Origin of the sequence: Streptomyces sp. NBC_00414, from assembly GCF_036038375.1 — a bacterium.
Lineage (GTDB): Bacteria > Actinomycetota > Actinomycetes > Streptomycetales > Streptomycetaceae > Streptomyces.
The window spans coordinates 6,802,457-6,820,405 of the sequence record NZ_CP107935.1 but is presented as its reverse complement, the minus strand read 5'-3'; the positions used below and the strand labels follow the sequence as shown (position 1 = coordinate 6,820,405).

The window sequence follows — 17,949 nt, the reverse complement described above, 5'->3', positions numbered from 1 at the left end:
TAACAGCGATATAACTCAAACCTCGTACTCCTCGGTATGGCTCGACCTAGAGTGCGGCAGCGGGACCGCTTTCCCGAACTGTTCGGAGTTGCCCCATGAACTCTCGCCGCAACAACAGCACGCTCTCCCGGCCGAGTCGCTCGGTCCAGGGCGGAGTGATGGCTGCCGTTCTGCTGCTCATACCCGTCAGCGTCATCGTCGGAGGTGACGCATTCCGTGACTTCATCAACTTCGGCGCGGGCGTGCTGTCCCTCGTCGCCCTGACCTGCTCGGTCCTCTGGGGACTGGTCGCCACCGACCGGGTCTTCCTCAACACCCGCCAGCGCCTGATAGCCCAGGCCGTGCACCGCACGACCGCGGTGAGCTCGGTCGGCTTCCTGGTGCTGCACGTCACGGTCAAGCTCTTCCTCGACCACGTCTCCGCGATCGCGGTCTTCGTCCCCTTCGGCCTGGGTGTCACCGGCACGGGCCAGCTCATCGGATTCGGCACCCTGGCCGGCCTCCTGATGATCCTCACCGCTCTCACCGGCGCACTGCGCAGCAGGTTTGCGTCCCCCGCGGAGGTCGCCGCCCGCTGGCGCGCGGTGCACATGCTGGCCTACCCCGCCTGGTGCGCTGCCCTGGTCCACGGCCTCTTCGCCGGACGCGAGGCGAAGCCGGTCTTCGTGATCCTCTACAGCCTCGCCCTGGCCGCCGTCATGGGAGCACTCGCCCTGCGTGCGGCCCCCCTGCCGTTCAAGCGGAAGGTCGCCAAGCGCGTCCTGGCCCTGCTCGACAACGGCAACAACAGGTCCTTCCGCGAGGAGCCCCCGGCACGCCGTGCCGCCGAGGCCCCGAAGGGCGGCCGGCCCGGCTTCCCCGACCAGCCGATCCCCCAGCAGCGTTCCGGCGCACGGGACACCGGGGCCTTCCCGGCCGCCGGGTCGTTCACGGACACCGGCTCGCTCACCGACACCGGCGGCTTCGCGGCCGCCTACCGGGCCGTCTCCAGCACGCCGCGCGGCCAGGAGCCGATGATCCCCGAGGCGACCCGGCCCATGCAGATGCCGATCGACATGCAGCCCACCGAGGCGATGCCGCGCACCGACGGCAACACCGGCACCCGCTGGCCGGCCCCGTCGCCGCCGCTGTACGAGGCCCCGCCGCGCACCGACGGGCCGAACTACGACACGGGCGCATTCAGTGCCGTTTCCTATGACACTCCTCCGCCGGGCGCCTCGTACGGCGGGAGTGACTTGTACAACACCGGTGAGACGAACGACCCCCTCGGTACGTACAACCCGAACGACACGTACAACAGCGGTCCCGCCACTGAGACGCTGCCCGGTTCCTTCGAGGCACCAAGCAACGGCGAACCCTGGAACGCGCCTTCCGGAGGCTATTAGTGAACGAGGCCCTTCCCGACGTCCCCGAAGTCCGAGTGGTGGGCCTTCCCCAGCTCACCTCCGGTTTCGATCTCGTCGAGAGACTCGACCTGCCCATGCACCTGAAGGTGCACGGGCCGCTCGAGCCCATGGGCGGGGAGCAGCTCGCGCAGCTCTCCGAACGGATCAACCTGAAGGGCCGCGGCGGCGCGGGCTTTCCGTTCCACAAGAAGCTCCGGTCGGTCGCCGAGGCGGCGATCCGCCGGGGCGTACGGCCCGTGGTCGTCGTCAACGGAAGCGAGGACGAGCCCGCCTGCCGCAAGGACACGGTGATGATCAACCGTGCCCCGCATCTGATCCTGGACGGCGCCCTGCTGGTCGCGGAGGCCCTGGGTGCCCGCACCCTGGTCATCGGCGTGACCCGTGAGTCCACCCAGCGGTCGATGGAGGCGGCGCTCTCCGAGCGCGGGCTGACCAACCGGCGCGGTGCGACCATCCGCGCCCGGGTGCAGCGCAACCCGGTGCGGATGGTGACCGGGGCGGCGGCCTCGCTGGTCCGCTCCATCGACGGCGGCCCCGCGATCCCGCCGGGCCGCAAGACCAGCGCCTCGCAGAACGGCGTCGGCGGCGCACCCACGCTGCTGTCGAACGCCGAGACGTTCGCCCAGCTGGCGATCGGCGCCCGCATAGGCGCCGAGCGCTACGGGAACACCGGCCTGTACGACGAGCCCGGCACCGTCATGCTCACCGTCTCCGGGGCGGTCGCCCGGCCGATGGTGATCGAGGCCCCGACCGGCGTCCCGCTGCGCTACATCCTGCAGCTGGCCGGTGCTCCGCCGGTGCCGCAGGGCGTGCTGACCGGCGGGTACCACGGCAAGTGGCTGGACTCCGCGACGGTCAACGAGGCGATCGTCTCGCGCAACTCCCTGGACGCGGTGGGCGGCGCCCTCGGCGCCGGCGCGATCCTCCCGATCAGCATGAACACCTGCCCGCTCGGCGAGTCGCTGCGCGTGGCCCAGTGGCTGGCCGAGGAGAGCGCCGGCCAGTGCGGCCCCTGCTACCTCGGCCTTCCGGCCGCGGCCCGCGGCATGGAGGACATCCTCAACGGCGGCGGTCCGGCCGCCCTTGAGGCGCTCAAGCAGGTCGCCAACGCCGTGAAGCGGCGCGGCGCGTGCTCGCACCCGGACGGCTCCGCGATGTTCCTGGAGTCGACCATCAAGGCCTTCACGGACGACCTGGCCGCCCATGTCCTCGGCAACGGCTGCGGACGGCCCGTGGAGGGCGTTCTGCCGCTCTTCGAGGGCGGTCAGCAGCCCACCGGCATCCCGGGCGGCCAGCCCGAGGAGGAGCAGGGTCCCAGCCGCCAGAAGATCTACGTCGACTGGACGCTCTGCCGCGGGCACGGTCTGTGCGCGGACATCCTCCCGGAGGTCTTCCAGCTGGGCGCCGACGGCTTCCCGACGGTCGCCCAGGCGCAGGTCCCCCGGTACGCGGAGGCGAAGGCGCTGCGGGCCGTACGACGCTGCCCGGCGCTCGCCCTGCGCCTGGAGGAGGACACCCGCGGAGCGGCCCCCCGGCAGAACCTGCCCGCCGTGCGCGAGGGCGGCGGAGGCGGCCGTCGCGCGCTGGGCCGAGGCCGCTGACCCACCGGCGGCCCGGCGGTCCGGGCCGCCGAACCGCACGCCCCGGTACGCCGGTGCTGCGAGACACCGCGGCTCCAGGACGTCGCCACACGAAAAAGCGGGCCATCCTGATCGGATGGCCCGCTTTCATCTGCTGTGGAGCTAAGGAGAATTGAACTCCTGACCTCCTGCATGCCATGCAGGCGCTCTACCAACTGAGCTATAGCCCCTTGCGGTGTTCCACCGGGTTTCCCCGGCGGCGACGCCAACATTACCGGTCCTCCCGGCGCACCACCAAATCGTTTCCGGTGCCCATGGACAACCTCGGCAGAAGTGACGGCCGGGGCAGGCGGTGCACGCCCTCAACCGGGGCCCTGCGCAAAGGAGTCGCCTCTGCGGTCGCAGCCGCAGCCGGGGATGCCCTGGGGGCGGAACCCCGGCCGGGTCAGGCCGTGGCGAACGAATAAAAACGCTTGAGCGTGCAGTGCTCATCGAGGAGCCGGCCGTAGATCGGCTCCCCCTCCAGCTCGCGGTACGTCTCGATGGGGTCGCCTTTTATGATCAGCGCCCGTGCGCATTCCTCGCACCAGTACTGATAGTCGTGGTTGACGGGTTCCATGTCGCGGACGATCGGCGTACCACTGCCGCACCAATCGCACTTTCGCCTGTGTGCACCCATCGATCAGCTCCAGCTGCGGCCGCAGGCCGTGCACACGTAGGAAACTCCTCCGTTGTCGCCGGGGACCTGAGCGACGTGGGCCGAACCGCGGGGAGGGCAGTCGAGGCGCGTGATCCTGTCGCGTGTCACCTCGGATCCGGGAAGGTCGTCGACCTCCCCGAGGATGCTCGCAGGCATCGCCACTCCCTCCCGTCGGGCCGCGCCCCCTTCCGGCCGTTTGATTCTGCCACGGCCGGAGCAATACGGTCAGCGACGCCTTCGTACCAGTCCGGACACAGCACTTGCCGAGGTGGTCGCGGCCGGCGCAAACGTGCAGACCAGCAGTGCGTCCGAAGAGGTATACGCCTGAAGAGGCCCAAGTGACTCAACATGCCGCGAAGAGAGGACAACGAAAGATCCCGCCCCCTGACGGGGACGGGATCTTCGACGTGTGGAGCTGAACTGTGGAGCTAAGGAGAATTGAACTCCTGACCTCCTGCATGCCATGCAGGCGCTCTACCAACTGAGCTATAGCCCCTTGTGCTGTCCCACCCGCTTTCCCGGCGGCGGAACAAGAAGAACTTTAGCCTGCGACCAGCCGGAAAGTGAAATCCGGTGCTGGGGGGCACCGGTGCCCGCACGGAGCACCCGGCGGTACCGCGCCCCTTGAGGGGCGCGGGGCTGTGTCGACGTGCGGCTCCGCCGCGTGGGCGCGACAAGCCCCCATCGACCCGCGGGCCGTCACCGTGCACCCGGCGGAGCGCTCAGTCGTCGTCGCCCAGCACCGGCTCGGGCAGGGTCCCGGCGTTGTGCTCCAGCAGCCGCCACCCGCGGGCGCCCTCGCCGAGGACGGACCAGCAGCAGTTGGAGAGGCCGCCGAGGCTTTCCCAGTGCTGGGAGTCCAGGCCGAGGAGGCGGCCGATGGTGGTGCGGATGGTGCCGCCGTGGCTGACGACCACGAGAGTGCCGTCGTCGGGCAGCTTCTCGGCATGCCGGAGCACCACCGGGGCCGCACGGTCGGCGACCTCGGTCTCCAGTTCGCCACCGCCCCGGCGAACGGCCTCACCGCGCTTCCACGCCGTGTACTGATCGCCGTAGCGCGCGATGATCTCCTCGTGCGTCAGGCCCTGCCAGGCGCCCGCGTACGTCTCGCGCAGGTTCTCGTCGTGCGTCACGTCGAGGCCGGTGAGCGCGGACAGCTCACCCGCGGTGTGAGCGGCCCGCTGCAGGTCCGAGGCGACTATCGCGTCGGGCTTCAGGGACGCGAGCAGCCGGGCGGCGCGGCGGGCCTGGCCCACGCCGGTCTCGGTCAACTCGACGTCCGTGGTGCCCTGGAAGCGACGCTCCACGTTCCACAGGGTCTGGCCGTGGCGCCACAGGATGACGCGGCGCCCCCGGCCCGCCTTCTTCCCCGCGTCGGACAGCGGCTTGCCGTCCGACGCGGGACGCTCCGCGCCGGCGGTCATCGAAGTTCTCCGCGCAGCTCCGCGTCTTCCTCCGCGTCCTGGACCTTGGCGTGCTCGGCGGCCTTGCCCCGGGTGGCCTTGGCGTCGGCGGGCAGGTCGAGCTCGGGGCAGTCCTTCCAGAGCCGCTCCAGCGCGTAGAACACGCGCTCCTCGCTGTGCTGGACGTGCACCACGATGTCGACGTAGTCCAGCAGGATCCAGCGGGCGTCGCGGTCGCCCTCGCGGCGCACCGGCTTCGTGCCGAGCTCCTTGTTCAGCCGCTCCTCGATCTCGTCGACGATCGACTTGACCTGGCGGTCGTTGGGCGCGGAGGCCAGCAGGAAGGCGTCCGTGATCGACAGCACGTCGCTGACGTCGTACGCGATGATGTCGTGCGCGAGCTTGTCGGCGGCCGCCTGCGCGGCGGTGGTGATGAGCTCGACAGAACGGTCAGTGGCGGTCACTACAAGGCTTTCCGTAGGCGGTCAGGAACCCCGGGGGGTTATACCCCAAGGGTCTCACGGACCGCCGACAGCACCCCACGCGATAAAACGATCACCCCGTGGGCCCGGTGAGCCCGGCGGGCCCGCCTACTCGCTCACCTTGTAGTCCTGGCCCAGCACCACCGACACGTCCGCGTTCGAGGTGACCTTGCCCTTCTTGACGGCGGCCGTGGGCAGGCCCAGCGTCTTGGCGACCTCCACCGCGTCCTCCTTCTTCGCGGCGTCGGCGTATGTGATCTCGGACACCGCCTGCGCGACATCGGCCGTACCGCCGTCGACGAAGGTGTAGCCGCCGTTGAGCAGCACGACCCTGGCCTTCTCGGTGGCGTCCTCGTCGGCGGTGGCGTTGCGGATGCCGACCTGGACGGCGGCGCCCTTCTCGGGGCTCTTGGCGGCGCCGCCGAGCACCTCCTTGACCACGCTGTCACTGGCCTGCGCGGTGAGCCGGCCGTCCGTCTGGACCGGCAGCATCGCCGTCTTGAAGTCGCCCTCCTTGGCACGGTCCGCGAGCTTGGCGAGGAACACGCCCAGGTCCTTGTCGGTCAGGGAGGGGTCGAGGATCTGCGCGAGCGTCTGCACGGTGGTCGTCGCGGCCTGCGAGTCGGACGACAGCTTGCGCAGCACACCCTGCATGACCTGCCCGAACCGCTGCAGCTGCGCGTTCTGCGACTCCCCGGAGGCGCGGTACGTGGCGTACGCGACGGCCATCTTGCCGCTGAGCGTCTGCTCCTCGCCCTTCTTGACGAGGGGCGCCTCGCCCTTCTTCTTCGCCTCGGGGTCCGGCACGTCCGCGTCGGTGTCGATGTCGATGTTCCCGACGAGCTCGACCAGGTTGTTGAGGTACGGGGTGTCGAGGCGCCAGGTGCCCTCGATGTCCGTACCGAGCACGGTGTCGAGTTCGTCGCGGGTCCCCGAGGAACCGTCGTCGTCGACCGACTTGGAGAGGGTGGTCGCGCTGCCGTCGTCGTCCGTCAGGGCGAGGGAGTTGGGCAGCAGGACCGTGGCGCCCTGCTTGGTGGTGGTGTTGTCGACGAGCAGGGCCGTCGAGGTGCCGCTGCCCTTGGTGTTGTGCAGGTGCACGACGATCACGTCGCGCTTCTGGGCGCCGGACGCGGTGGTCGCGCCGGTCTTCGAGTCCGACGACGACCCGGGCAGCTTCCCGGCGAACCAGAGGTAGCCGGCCCCGCCGACCACGACCATCGCGAGGACGACGACGAGGGCGACGACCCGGCCACGCGCGCGGCGCTTGGCCTCCTCGCGCCGCTCGGTGCGGTTCTCGGTGAACTTGAGCCAGTCGATGACATCCTCGGACTGCTCGGGCTGCTCCTCGACGAACGCGAACTGCTCGGTGCGGTAGTCGGGTTCGCCCTGCCGCTCGTCCGCCTCCGACGGTGCCGGGGCATCCGTGGGACCCGCCTGCTGCGGGATGTAGGCGGTCTGCTCGGCGACCCGGGGCTGCTGCCGGCCGGTGTCATAGGACGACACAGGCTGCTGCTGACCGGTGTCGTACGACCCCATGGGCGACGCCTGCTGCTGACCGGCCCGTTGCTGTCCGGGCTGCTGCTGTCCGGGCTGCTGCTGTCCGGGCTGATGCCCCGCCTGCTGCTGTCCCGCCTGCTGCCCCGTCGCGTACGGGTCGTAGCCGTAGCCCTGCCCGTACCCCTGCTGCTGCCCGTAGTCCTGGCCGTAGCCCTGCGCGGGGACCTGTCCCTGGGCCTCGGCCTGCCCGTGTCCCTGGCCCTGGCCATGTCCCTGCGCGTGCCCCTGTGCCTGCGCGCCGTAGGGGTCGTACGAGCCGTACTCGTCCTGTTGCACAGAGTGCTGAGGGTGTTGCGGAGACTGCCCCGGCTGCGGCACCTGACGGTACACAGGCTGCCCGAACTCGTCGTAGCCGACGAGTTCGTACTGGTCGCCCCCGTACCCAGCGTCGTATCGGTCGTTCACCGGTGCCCCTCTCGGCTCACTCGCCGCGGTACAGCTCACGCTTGTCGATGTAGCGCACCACACCGTCCGGCACCAGGTACCAGACCGGGTCACCTTTCGCGACCCGGACCCGGCAGTCCGTGGACGAGATGGCGAGCGCGGGGACCTCGACGAGCGAGACACCGCCCTCCGGCAGCCCGGTGTCGGTCAGTATGTGGCCGGGCCGGGTGACCCCGATGAAGTGCGCGAGGGAGAACAGCTCGTCGGCGTCGCGCCAGGTGAGGATCTGGCCGAGCGCGTCGGCGCCGGTGATGAAGAAGAGGTCCGTGTCGGGGTTGAGCATGCGCAGGTCGCGCAGCGTGTCCGTGGTGTAGGTCGGACCGCCGCGGTCGATGTCGATGCGGCTCACGGAGAACTGCGGGTTCTCGGCGGTCGAGATGACCGTCATCAGATAGCGGTCCTCGGCCGGGGAGACCTTGCGGTCGGTCTTCTGCCACGGCTGTCCGGTCGGCACGAACACCACCTCGTCGAGGTGGAACCGCGCGGCGACCTCACTGGCGGCCACGAGGTGTCCGTGATGGATCGGGTCAAACGTTCCGCCCATGACGCCGAGGCGGCGCTTGCCCGGGTTCGACGGTCCGTTGCCCGTGCCACGCCGTGCGCCGTGTGCCACGACGCCCGCCGGACCGGTAGGCATGTCCTGCTCTCCCATGCGTGCAGACCCTACCGGCCCGGACGGCGGGCTCTGTCGCGCGGCCGTCAGCGGTCCCGGTTGAAACGGGTGGTGATCCACAGCAGCAGCAGGAGGGCGAGAAAGGCTCCGCCGCCGACGAACAGGGGGTTCAGGCTCTCGTGGTTGCCACCGTGCTCCTCGCCCTCGGCGGCAAGTGTGACCAACTGGGCAGCGGCGCTGTGGAAGCTCATCTTCAGCAGGACCTATCCGATGTGGGCGGGATAAAGACTTCCGCACATCGTAAGCGGGTGCCCTCTCCCCCATCACTCCGACTCCGCCGTTGGGGAGTTCGGCTCCGCCGGGAGGAACGTCGGCGTCCGCCTCCCGGACCGCCGGGCCGGGAACCTTCCACGGGGTCTCAGTCGTCCCGTTTGTAGCCGCGCAGAAGGAACCAGGCGCCCAGCGCACAGCCGACGACCATCACGATCAGCACGATGCGGAGGAGATTGCCCGCCCCTTGCTGCTGGGCGGCGCTCGCGGCCTCGTCGAGCCACGGTCCGGGGGAATGCTCCATGACGTACTACTCCTTGACTTACTACTCCTTCGCCGTACTGCCCGTCCAAGGTATCTCCGCCTAGGCTGGTCCCCGCCTCGGGGGCGCAGAAGGCAACCAAACGCATGGGGGACTCATGCCAGAAGACAGCCACGAGAACGTACCGAGCAGGCAGCGCAGGCGCTTCGAAGGGATCTCCTCCCGGGCGTACGAGCACCCCGCGGACCGCTCGGCCCTGGTCGCCCTGCGCAAGCTCACCGGCTTCGACACGGTCTTCAAGGCGCTCAGCGGCCTGCTTCCGGAGCGCAGTCTGCGGCTGTTGTTCCTGTCGGACTCGGTGCGCGTCTCGGACGCGCAGTTCGCCCACCTGAACGTGATGCTGCGCGACGCCTGTTACATCCTGGACCTGGAGAAGGTCCCGCCGATGTACGTCAACCAGGACCCCCAGCCGAACGCGATGTGCATCGGCCTGGACGAGCCGATCATCGTCGTCACCACCGGCCTCGTCGAGCTGCTCGACGAGGAGGAGATGCGGGCGGTCGTCGGTCACGAGGTGGGCCACGCGCTGTCCGGCCACTCCGTCTACCGCACGATCCTGCTCTTCCTCACCAGCCTCGCCCTGCGCGTGGCGTGGATCCCCCTCGGCAACCTCGCGATCATGGCGATCGTGACCGCCCTGCGCGAGTGGTTCCGCAAGTCCGAGCTGTCCGCGGACCGTGCGGGCCTGCTGGTCGGCCAGGACCTGCGGGCCTCGATGCGCGGCCTGATGAAGATCGCGGGCGGCAACCACCTGCACGAGATGAACGTGGACGCGTTCCTCGCCCAGGCCGAGGAGTACGAGGCCGGCGGCGACCTCCGCGACTCCGTGCTCAAGATCCTGAACGTGATGCCCCGCTCCCACCCGTTCACCACGGTCCGCGCGGCCGAGCTGAAGAAGTGGGCGGAGTCCCGCGACCACCAGCGGATCATGGACGGTCACTACCCGCGGCGGGACGAGGACGGGGACACCTCGGTCACGGACTCCTTCCGCCAGTCGGCTGCCAGCTACGCCACCGACGTGAAGAACTCCAAGGACCCGCTGATGAAGCTGGTCAGCGACATCGCGGGTGGTGCGGGGGACCTCGGGGGCCGGGTGCGACGCGGCTTCGGCGGCTTCGCGACCGGCAGCAGCACGGGACCCGGCGCCAACACCGAGCCCCCCTCCAAGGACAACCCGAACGACACACCCCCACCCGGCACTCCCTGACCCCTCGTCCCCGACGGGGACGAGAGTCCGCCCCGTCGGGACGAGGGTCCCGTCGGGAGCGAGGGTCCCGTCGAGGGCCGGGCCCTGTCAGGAGCGAGGCCGCACCCGCGCCCCCGTCAGGGGCGCGGGGAACGGCGCGGCCGGCCCCCACCGGGCCCACGGATCAGCACGGAGCTCTCAGCCTCCGGCCCACGCACAGCGCCCCGTCAGGGGCGCGGGGAACGGCGCACCCAGCCCCCACACCCCCCACCGGGCCCACGGATCACCACGATGCCCCCGCCCCCCGCTCAGTGCCCGGCTCGGCCTAGAGCTTGGGCTGAGCGCTGGCCGCCAGCGACCCGCACAGCGCCGTCGCACTGCCGGTGGCGAACGGATCGGTCCCGGCCGGCCCGCCCGCCCTGGCCGTCTCCCCCGCGAGCAGCGGACGCAGATGGTTCGTCGCGTCCTCGGCGCAGGCCAGCGGCCCGGCCTGGACGTAGGAGACGAGCAGCTCGGCCTGGTGCATGCGCAGGTCGTCGCGGTCGAACCGGAAGTGCAGCTCGCGCCGGACGGTGAACAGCGAGGCCTCGGCCTTCTCGTCCGAGCCGGGCGGCCGCAGCGCGTAGACGAAGGTGTGGTCGGCGCTGACCTCAAGGGTGTCGGAGTCCGTCTCGGCGGCGGTCAGCGTGCCCTGCACCCGGACCTTGGTGTCGGCCAGCTCGGTCCGCGCCGGGTCGAAGCGCACCAGCCAGCCGGTCGGCGCGTGCCGTCCGTCCGCGGTCGGGTTCCGGAAGCTCAGGTCGAACTGGTCGAGCTGCTGCGGGTCGAGCAGTATCCGCACGGACCTGCTGGCGCCGCCGGTGAGGACGTCCGGGTCGAGCGCGGACTCCACGAGGTAGTCCTTCGCCGTGGTCAGCGCGGTGACGACCTGGCTGTCGGAGAAGTGCGCGGTGCGCCGGGAGGCGGGCAGCGTGATGCCGTCGGCGCCGATGCGGAACTGGTCGGCGGGGCTGTGCGCGTACAGCGAGTCCACATCGGCCGAACCGGGTACGCGGCTCTGCGGCGCGAGCGGTATCACCGTCATCCGCAGTGGTTCGGGATGCTTCGCGGCGGGGGTCTGGTACGGATGGCGTACGCCCATGTAGATCGCCGTGCCGAACGCCACGGCGATCAGGACGACGAGGATCAGGGCCTGCCGGGACAGACCGCGGCGCATCGGGGGGCGGCGGCGGACGGCCGGGGTGTGGTCGCCGATCCGCTCCTGCGCGGAGAACTCCTGGAGGCGGGCAGCGCGGACGAACGATTCGTCGAAGACGACGGATCGGTACTCCTCCTCGCCACCACCGGGTACACCCTCGGACGTCCCCTCAGGTGGGTCTCCAGGACTGCCCATACTTTCAGAGTAGGTCTCCTGGACCTCAGGTAAACGCCCCGCTGCACGACAAGTTCTGACAGGTTCTCACCAGGTTCACCACGAGGTCCCGGAGCGGCCCCGCGGGCTGCGGGAGAGGCTCTTCAAACCTGTTCACGCCGAACTCTCACGGAGTGCGGGGCACCGCCGAGACGGCCGGCTGGGAGTAGTCGGCGGAGGCTGAGGGACCCACCCCGCCGCCCTGTTCGAGACCGGTGGAGGCGGGCGGCGGGACCTGGTCCCCGCTGCTCGACGAGGCGCCCCGGTAGACCGCCGCGAAAGCCAGCGCGACCATGCCGATACCCATCACGAGGGCGAGCATCCAGGCCACCGGACGGTGCCAGCGGGCCTGCTTCCCGTAGGTGCCCGGGCTGCCGTAGAGGACGTCCCGGTCGTCCAGGTCGTCCAGATCCGGGTCGTGGCCGAAGTCGCCGCGTCCGTCGGGGCCGAACCCGTCCTCGTAGAGCTCGTCGTCCCCTCGCAGGCCCCGGGTGTGCGCCCGGCGGGCCTCGGCCTCGGAGGCTTCCGCTCTCGCCTGTGCGGCGGCCAGGAGACGCTCGACGGCGGTCGGTTCGTGGACCGTGGCCGCCCTGACGAAGGCCTCGTCGAAGACCACGGAGGCGAACTCTTCGTCCGCACCCCCGCGGTCGCGGTCGTCGTCGGGCTCCCAGCCGTCAGGGAACGGCGTGCCCCCCACGTCCTCCGGCACGGATCCAGAGTAGACCGGGGTGGTCAATTTGGGCAGACGGTAAGGAAATTCTCCCGCCTGGCGAGACGGCCGGCGACGGACGTGGTCAGCGCCGGATGTGCCCGTCGCCCGTGACGATGTACTTGGTGCTCGTCAGCTCCGGCAGCCCCATCGGCCCCCGCGCGTGCAGCTTCTGGGTGGAGATCCCGATCTCGGCGCCGAAGCCGAACTGGCCGCCGTCCGTGAAGCGCGTGGACGCGTTCACGGCCACCGTCGTCGAATCCACCAACTGGGTGAAACGGCGGGCCGCCTGCTGCGAGGTGGTGACGATCGCCTCGGTGTGCCCGGAGGTCCACAGCCGGATGTGGTCGACGGCCCGCTCCAGCGAGTCCACGACGGCCGCCGCGATGTCGTACGACAGGTACTCGGTCTCCCAGTCCTCGATCGTCGCCTCGACGACGGTGGCCTTGGAGTCGCCGGCGTACGCGAGGACGCGCTCGTCGGCGTGCACGGTGACCCCGGCCTCCGCGAGGGCGTCGAGGGCGCGCGGCAGGAACGTGGGCGCGATGTCCTGGTGGACGAGGAGCGTCTCGGCGGCGTTGCAGACGCTGGGCCGCTGCGCCTTGGAGTTGATCAGGATGTCGATCGCCATGTCGAGGTCGGCGTGCGCGTCGACGTACACATGGCAGTTGCCGGTGCCCGTCTCGATGACCGGGACGGTGGACTCCTGGACGACGGTGCGGATCAGGGAGGCGCCGCCGCGCGGGATGAGCACGTCGACGAGGCCCCGGGCGCGCATCAGCTCCCGTACGGACTCGCGGTTGTCGCCCGGCACCAGCTGGACGGCGTCGGCGGGCAGGCCCGAACCGCCGACGGCGTCGCGCAGGACGCGCACGAGGGCGGAGTTGGACTCGTACGCCGAGGACGAGCCGCGCAGCAGCACCGCGTTCCCGGACTTCAGGCACAGTGCCGCCGCGTCGACCGTCACGTTCGGGCGGGCCTCGTAGATGATGCCGACGACCCCGAGCGGGACCCGGACCTGCCGCAGGTCGATGCCGTTGGGCAGGGTCGAGCCGCGGACGACCTCGCCGACGGGGTCGGGCAGCGCCACCACGTCGCGCACGTCGGAGGCGATCGCGCGGATCCGCTCCGGGGTGAGCGTCAGCCGGTCGATGACGGTCTCACTGGTGCCGGCCTCGCGGGCGCGCTCGACGTCCTTGGCGTTGGCCTCGACGATCTCGTTCGTACGGACCTCAAGGGCGTCCGCGATCGCGAGCAGCGCGTCGTCCTTCTCGGCCCGGGGCAGCGGAGCGAGGTCGGCGGCGGCGTTCTTGGCCCGGTAGGCGGCCTGGGTGACCGGGGACATCGAGTCGTACGGCGAGAGCGTGGTCATATCCCGCAGGGTAGTGCGCCCGCGAGAGCTGTTCAGCCGTTGTCCCACACCGCGAGACAGGTCCTGAAATGGCCGGAGAAAGCGTGTGCCCCGAGGGACCCCGGAGGCCGCGGGGCGGTCGAATTCCGGTCGGGGGTCAGAACGGGTGTACGCCGACGGGGGTGGCGGGCAGCGGCCCGTACCCCTCCGCGATCCGCTGGTGGTAGGTCTCGCGGTCGATGACCTCCAGGCCGACGATCTCCCAGGGCGGCAGCTTCGCGGTCTGGCGGTGCTCGCCCCACAGCCGCAGCGCGACCGCGGCCGCGTCGTGCAGGTCGCGGGCCTCCTCCCAGTAGCGGATCTCCGCGTGGTCGTTGGCGTACCGGCTGGTCAGCAGAAAGGGGTGGTCGTGGGCGAGCTGCTCCAGACCGCGCCTGACCTCTTTCAGCGGGGCCTCGCCGCCCGAGACGCTCAACGTGACGTGCCACAGCCTCGGCAGGTCCTGCGGCTCCTCGGCCTCGTACATCTCACCGGCCGCGACGCTGGTGAGCGCCCGTTCCTCGCCGGCCGCGCGGGAGCCGCCTAGACCGCGGGACGCCGCCGCCCCAGGGCGCACTCGTCTCACGACGGCCTCCTTTACGCAATGGGTCCGCTCGGACTGTCGGACTGAGGGGGTCTCCCTGAGACAAAGTTGAGCAGGTGGGAAGGCGCCGCGTGGCACTTTTACCGAAGGTCCACCTCCGCGCAGGGGCTTTGTCCGGCGTTCCCCACTCTTTTCGGCCGGGGCCCTGTTGACGGTCGCGGCCACGACGGGTCGCGGCGGCCCGGGCGGAGGCGCCGGGCCGTCACGGGTTCAGCAGCACCAGATCGTCCCGGTGCACGACCTCGCGTTCGTACGCGGGGCCCAGCTCGCGGGCCAGCTCGTGCGTGGAGCGCCCGATCAGCTGCGGGATCTCCTTGGCGTCGAAGTTGACCAGTCCCCGGGCGACCGCCCGCCCCGCGCCGTCGCGCAGTTCGACGGGGTCGCCCGCGGTGAAGTCGCCCTCGACGCCCGCGATACCCGCGGGCAGCAGTGACGTACGCCGCTCGACGACCGCGCGCACGGCCCCGTCGTCGAGGACGAGGGCACCCTGCGGGGTCGACGCGTGCTGGAGCCACAGCAGCCGGTCGGCGGAGCGGCGGCCGGTGGCGTGGAAGTAGGTGCCGGTGTCCCGTCCCGTGAGGGCGTCCGCGGCGTGCACCGCGCTGGTCAGCACCACCGGGATGCCGGCCGCGGCCGCGATCCTGGCCGCCTCGACCTTGGTGACCATGCCTCCGGTGCCGACGCCCGCCTTGCCCGTACTGCCGATGTCGACGTGGGCGAGGTCGGCCGGAGTGCGTACTTCCGCTATCCGCGACGTACCGGGTCTGCTGGGGTCGCCGTCGTACACGCCGTCCACGTCGGAGAGCAGGACCAGCAGGTCCGCGCGGACCAGATGGGCGACGAGGGCCGCGAGGCGGTCGTTGTCGCCGAAGCGGATCTCGTCCGTGGCCACGGTGTCGTTCTCGTTGACGACCGGCAGGGCGCCCATCGCGAGCAGCTTGTCGAGGGTGCGGGAGGCGTTGCGGTGGTGGGCCCGGCGGCTCATGTCGTCGGAGGTGAGCAGCACCTGGCCGACCCGGACGCCGTACCGGGCGCAGGAGGCGGTGTAGCGGGCGACGAGGAGGCCCTGGCCGACGCTGGCGGCGGCCTGCTGGCGGGCGAGGTCCTTGGGGCGGCGGCGCAGGCCCAGCGGGGCGAGGCCCGCGGCGATGGCGCCGGACGAGACGAGGACGACCTCCCGCTCGCCTCCGCTGCGGCATTTGGCGAGCACGTCGACGAGGGCGTCCACGCGGTCGGCGTCGAGGCCCCCGGACGCGGTGGTCAGGGAGGAGGAACCCACCTTGACGACGATTCTGCGGGCGTCGACGACACCCTGCCTGCTTGCCGCTGACACGCTGTACCCCAATGTTCCGACCTGCGACCTGCCCGGTCCGTGCAATCTACGTGACGGTGGGTGGCGGACGCCCCCGCGTTTCGAGGGGCGGACGCGGAAGGGCGGGCCGACGCGGAAAGGGGAGAGCACCCCACGGCTTCTCGTCGTTTTAAACCCAAATCCGGTGATAGTTCTCACGCAAGATTGCTAGGCGACCCGCAGAGGTCATACGGTCAGGGATCGGCCTCTCCCGTACGAGCTTCAGGGAGGTACGGCGAGGCCCGACCTCCACGCCTCCCCCCATCCGCCGCACCCCTCGCAGGAGCCCATTCCGTGCCCTCCGCCGGACTCGCCACCCGCCGCATCGTGCAGCTGTTCACGCTGTTCTCGATGTTCGCGCTCTTCACGGCTCAGATCGTCTCCGCTCTGCTGCCGAACATCCCGGTGTTCATCGCCGCGAGCGCTGCGGGCCTCGCCCTCGACGTGTTCCTGCAGTACCGGGATCCCGGACTGCTCTCGCTGCTCGGCAAGGTCCGCTTCGACGCGACGGTCCGGCAGCTGCTGCGCGACATGATCATCCTGGTGGGGCTCCTGCGGATCGACGGCATCAGCCCGACCCGCGAGCAGGCGCCGCTGATGGTCGGGCTGTGCGTCTTCTACGCCCTGCACTTCGCCTGCCAGGCCGCCGCGGTCATGGTCCGCCGCACCCGTACGCTGCCGATCGTCACCCGGAACATCGACGCGTCCGCACTGCGCCTCACCGCCGCGCCGCCGCGCATCCTGGCCCGCCGCCCCGGCCACCGTCTGCTGACCTTCTCCGTCCCGACCACGGTCGGCCTGATGGTCACCGCGGCCACCGAGGACGCCCTGTGGGGCGCCATCGGCCTCGGCGTCGCCCTCGTCCTGATCGGCGGCGGCACGGCGTACCTCGCCACCTGGCTGCTGCCGAAGAAGCGCGCCCTGAGCGAGCAGAAGGTCATGGAGTGGCTGGACAACTGGCTGGCCGACTACCGGCCGACGGTCGCCATGTACTTCTCCGGCGGCACCACCTCCGCGTACCAGGCGAACATGTGGCTCTCCACGGTCTCCGCCATCGACGCGAAGCCGCTGATCGTGCTGCGCGAGCGGTTCATGGTGCAGAAGATCGAGGCCACCGACGTGCCGGTCATCTGCTTCCCGAAGGTCTCGACGATGTTCTCGCTGGAGAACTCGACGCTGAAGATGATGCTGCACCCGGCGAACGCCGCGAAGACCTCGCAGGTCCTGCGCATCCCCACGGTCAAGCACGCCTTCATCAACCACGGTGAGAGCGACAAGCTCTCCTCCTGCAACCCGTACGCGAAGGCGTACGACGAGGTGTGGGTGGCCGGTCCCGCGGCCCGCGAGCGGTACGCGCTGGCCGAGGTCGGCGTCGAGGACAAGGACATCGTGGAGGTCGGGCGCCCGCAGCTCGCGCCGATCCGCCCGTACTCGGGAGCGCCTACCGGCACGTTCACGACCGTGCTGTACGCCCCCACCTGGGAGGGCTGGGACGGCAACCCCGGCAACACCTCGGTGGTCCTGGCCGGCGAGAACATCGTCCGGCAGCTGCTGGCCGACGACGGTGTACGGCTGCTCTACAAGCCGCACCCGATGACCGGTTCCGTCGACCTGCGCGCGGGCGCCGCGAACGAGCGCATCAAGGCGATGATCCGCGAGGCAGCCGCGCTGCGCTCGGGCGCCCGTCCCGAGGCCGGCGCCGCCGCCGAACTCGTGCGCCGTACGGCCGAGTTGGACAAGCTGACCTCCACCGACTTCCGTAACAGCGCCGACGAGATGGAGCGGATGCTGCTCCAGGGCGCGCCCCGGGGCGACCGCGAGGCCGCCATCACCGAGGCCACGCTGGCCTGGGAGAAGGCGTACTGGGCGTCCTTCCCGGAGTGGGAGCACCAGATCATCACGGACGCGCGGCCGGGCATCTTCGCCTGCTTCAACCAGGCGGACCTGCTGGTCAGCGATGTGTCGTCGGTCGTGTCCGACTGGCTGTCGAGCGAGAAGCCGTACGCGGTGGCGAACACCTCGGGGATGACCGAGGCGGCGTTCCGTACGGGGTTCCCGACGGTGTCCGCCGGGGTTGTCCTGTCTCCCGGTGCGGAGGGTGTGCCGGCGCTTCTGGAGTCGGTCCGGCGGCCCGAGAAGGACCAGTTCACGGCGGCCCGTGCCGCTCTGAAGGAGCACCTGCTCGGTCCTTCCGACCCGCCGTCGATGGTCCGCTTCAACGGGGCGATCGACGATCTGTGCACGAAGGCCGACGAGCGGCGGGTGCGGATGGAATCTCGCCTCGCGGCCGAGATTCCTTCGCCGCGGTCGACCACGGAGGACGCGGCCGAGGAGTCCAGCGAGGCGGAGGACTCCGTCAACGCGTAACCAACAACAAAGACGTGGGGCCCGGAGACAACTCCGGGCCCCACGTCTTTGGCTTCACCCATCACACACCTTCACCTGCGGACCCGCCGGGGGCTTGTCGCGCCGTTCCCCGCGCCCCTCAGAGGACTGAGGAAGGTGCGTTTGCTGCAGC

At 70.6% G+C, this 17,949-nt stretch carries 17 protein-coding genes and 2 tRNA genes; 4 read left to right on the top strand and 15 right to left on the bottom strand.

Annotation, left to right across the window (positions count from 1 at the left end; all coding sequences use genetic code 11):
- Window positions 1-95 precede the first annotated feature (95 nt).
- Window positions 96-1,385 (top strand): cytochrome b/b6 domain-containing protein, encoded by a 1,290-nt coding sequence (locus tag OHS59_RS29675; protein WP_328496405.1) that lies wholly within the window; start codon window positions 96-98, stop codon window positions 1,383-1,385.
- A complete protein-coding gene (locus tag OHS59_RS29670; RefSeq protein ID WP_328496404.1) occupies window positions 1,385-3,007 on the top strand; it encodes an NADH-ubiquinone oxidoreductase-F iron-sulfur binding region domain-containing protein in 1,623 nt (540 codons plus the stop codon). Before OHS59_RS29675 ends, OHS59_RS29670 begins: the two co-directional genes overlap by 1 nt.
- Before the next feature lie 136 nt (window positions 3,008-3,143).
- On the opposite strand, the gene OHS59_RS29665 is transcribed toward OHS59_RS29670, so the two are convergent.
- The 10 genes from OHS59_RS29665 to OHS59_RS29620 all read right to left on the bottom strand — a co-directional run bounded on the left by OHS59_RS29665 (window position 3,144) and on the right by OHS59_RS29620 (window position 8,762).
- Window positions 3,144-3,216, bottom strand: a tRNA-Ala gene (locus tag OHS59_RS29665).
- A 215-nt stretch (window positions 3,217-3,431) separates the two neighbouring features.
- Window positions 3,432-3,665 (bottom strand): hypothetical protein, encoded by a 234-nt coding sequence (locus tag OHS59_RS29660; RefSeq protein WP_010986886.1) that lies wholly within the window; start codon window positions 3,663-3,665, stop codon window positions 3,432-3,434.
- 3 nt (window positions 3,666-3,668) lie between these two features.
- On the bottom strand, window positions 3,669-3,842 hold the full coding sequence (locus tag OHS59_RS29655; protein ID WP_328496403.1) for a hypothetical protein: 174 nt from the start codon (window positions 3,840-3,842) through the stop codon (window positions 3,669-3,671).
- A gap of 267 nt (window positions 3,843-4,109) precedes the next feature.
- Window positions 4,110-4,182: transfer RNA gene (locus OHS59_RS29650), tRNA-Ala, on the bottom strand.
- A 226-nt stretch (window positions 4,183-4,408) separates the two neighbouring features.
- Window positions 4,409-5,110, bottom strand: a complete 702-nt coding sequence (locus OHS59_RS29645; RefSeq protein WP_328496402.1) for a histidine phosphatase family protein — start codon at window positions 5,108-5,110, stop codon at window positions 4,409-4,411.
- Window positions 5,107-5,553 carry a ribosome silencing factor gene (rsfS, locus tag OHS59_RS29640; protein ID WP_328496401.1) on the bottom strand — a complete coding sequence of 149 codons (447 nt, stop codon included), beginning with the start codon at window positions 5,551-5,553 and terminating at the stop codon, window positions 5,107-5,109. Before rsfS ends, OHS59_RS29645 begins: the two co-directional genes overlap by 4 nt.
- 126 nt (window positions 5,554-5,679) lie before the next feature.
- Window positions 5,680-7,536 carry an LCP family protein gene (locus tag OHS59_RS29635; protein WP_328496400.1) on the bottom strand — a complete coding sequence of 619 codons (1,857 nt, stop codon included), beginning with the start codon at window positions 7,534-7,536 and terminating at the stop codon, window positions 5,680-5,682.
- A gap of 16 nt (window positions 7,537-7,552) precedes the next feature.
- Complete coding sequence (gene nadD, locus OHS59_RS29630) at window positions 7,553-8,227, bottom strand: nicotinate-nucleotide adenylyltransferase (RefSeq protein ID WP_328496399.1); 675 nt, start codon at window positions 8,225-8,227, stop codon at window positions 7,553-7,555.
- Between the two features lie 47 nt (window positions 8,228-8,274).
- Window positions 8,275-8,439, bottom strand: coding sequence for a hypothetical protein (locus OHS59_RS29625; protein WP_267029185.1), 165 nt, complete (start codon window positions 8,437-8,439; stop codon window positions 8,275-8,277).
- Window positions 8,440-8,606: 167 nt separating this feature from the next.
- Window positions 8,607-8,762 carry a hypothetical protein gene (locus OHS59_RS29620; RefSeq protein ID WP_328496398.1) on the bottom strand — a complete coding sequence of 52 codons (156 nt, stop codon included), beginning with the start codon at window positions 8,760-8,762 and terminating at the stop codon, window positions 8,607-8,609.
- Window positions 8,763-8,877: 115 nt separating this feature from the next.
- On the opposite strand from OHS59_RS29620, the gene OHS59_RS29615 reads away from it, so the two are divergent.
- On the top strand, window positions 8,878-9,987 hold the full coding sequence (locus OHS59_RS29615) for a M48 family metallopeptidase (protein WP_328496397.1): 1,110 nt from the start codon (window positions 8,878-8,880) through the stop codon (window positions 9,985-9,987).
- Window positions 9,988-10,291: 304 nt separating this feature from the next.
- On the opposite strand, the gene OHS59_RS29610 is transcribed toward OHS59_RS29615, so the two are convergent.
- From OHS59_RS29610 to proB, 5 genes are all read right to left on the bottom strand, one after another.
- Window positions 10,292-11,359, bottom strand: coding sequence for an SCO2583 family membrane protein (locus tag OHS59_RS29610; RefSeq protein WP_328496396.1), 1,068 nt, complete (start codon window positions 11,357-11,359; stop codon window positions 10,292-10,294).
- Between the two features lie 145 nt (window positions 11,360-11,504).
- The gene (locus OHS59_RS29605; protein ID WP_443061522.1) at window positions 11,505-12,086 is read right to left on the bottom strand and encodes an SCO2584 family spore wall biosynthesis protein; all 582 of its coding nucleotides are present in this window, start codon (window positions 12,084-12,086) and stop codon (window positions 11,505-11,507) included.
- A gap of 85 nt (window positions 12,087-12,171) precedes the next feature.
- The gene (locus OHS59_RS29600) at window positions 12,172-13,458 is read right to left on the bottom strand and encodes a glutamate-5-semialdehyde dehydrogenase (RefSeq protein WP_328496394.1); all 1,287 of its coding nucleotides are present in this window, start codon (window positions 13,456-13,458) and stop codon (window positions 12,172-12,174) included.
- Between the two features lie 136 nt (window positions 13,459-13,594).
- On the bottom strand, window positions 13,595-14,053 hold the full coding sequence (locus OHS59_RS29595; RefSeq protein WP_328499412.1) for a hypothetical protein: 459 nt from the start codon (window positions 14,051-14,053) through the stop codon (window positions 13,595-13,597).
- 229 nt (window positions 14,054-14,282) lie between these two features.
- Window positions 14,283-15,413 carry a glutamate 5-kinase gene (proB, locus tag OHS59_RS29590; RefSeq protein ID WP_328496393.1) on the bottom strand — a complete coding sequence of 377 codons (1,131 nt, stop codon included), beginning with the start codon at window positions 15,411-15,413 and terminating at the stop codon, window positions 14,283-14,285.
- A 312-nt stretch (window positions 15,414-15,725) separates the two neighbouring features.
- Here proB and OHS59_RS29585 point away from each other — a divergent pair, with 312 nt between their 5' ends.
- Window positions 15,726-17,798, top strand: a complete 2,073-nt coding sequence (locus OHS59_RS29585; protein ID WP_328496392.1) for a hypothetical protein — start codon at window positions 15,726-15,728, stop codon at window positions 17,796-17,798.
- Window positions 17,799-17,949 lie beyond the last annotated feature (151 nt).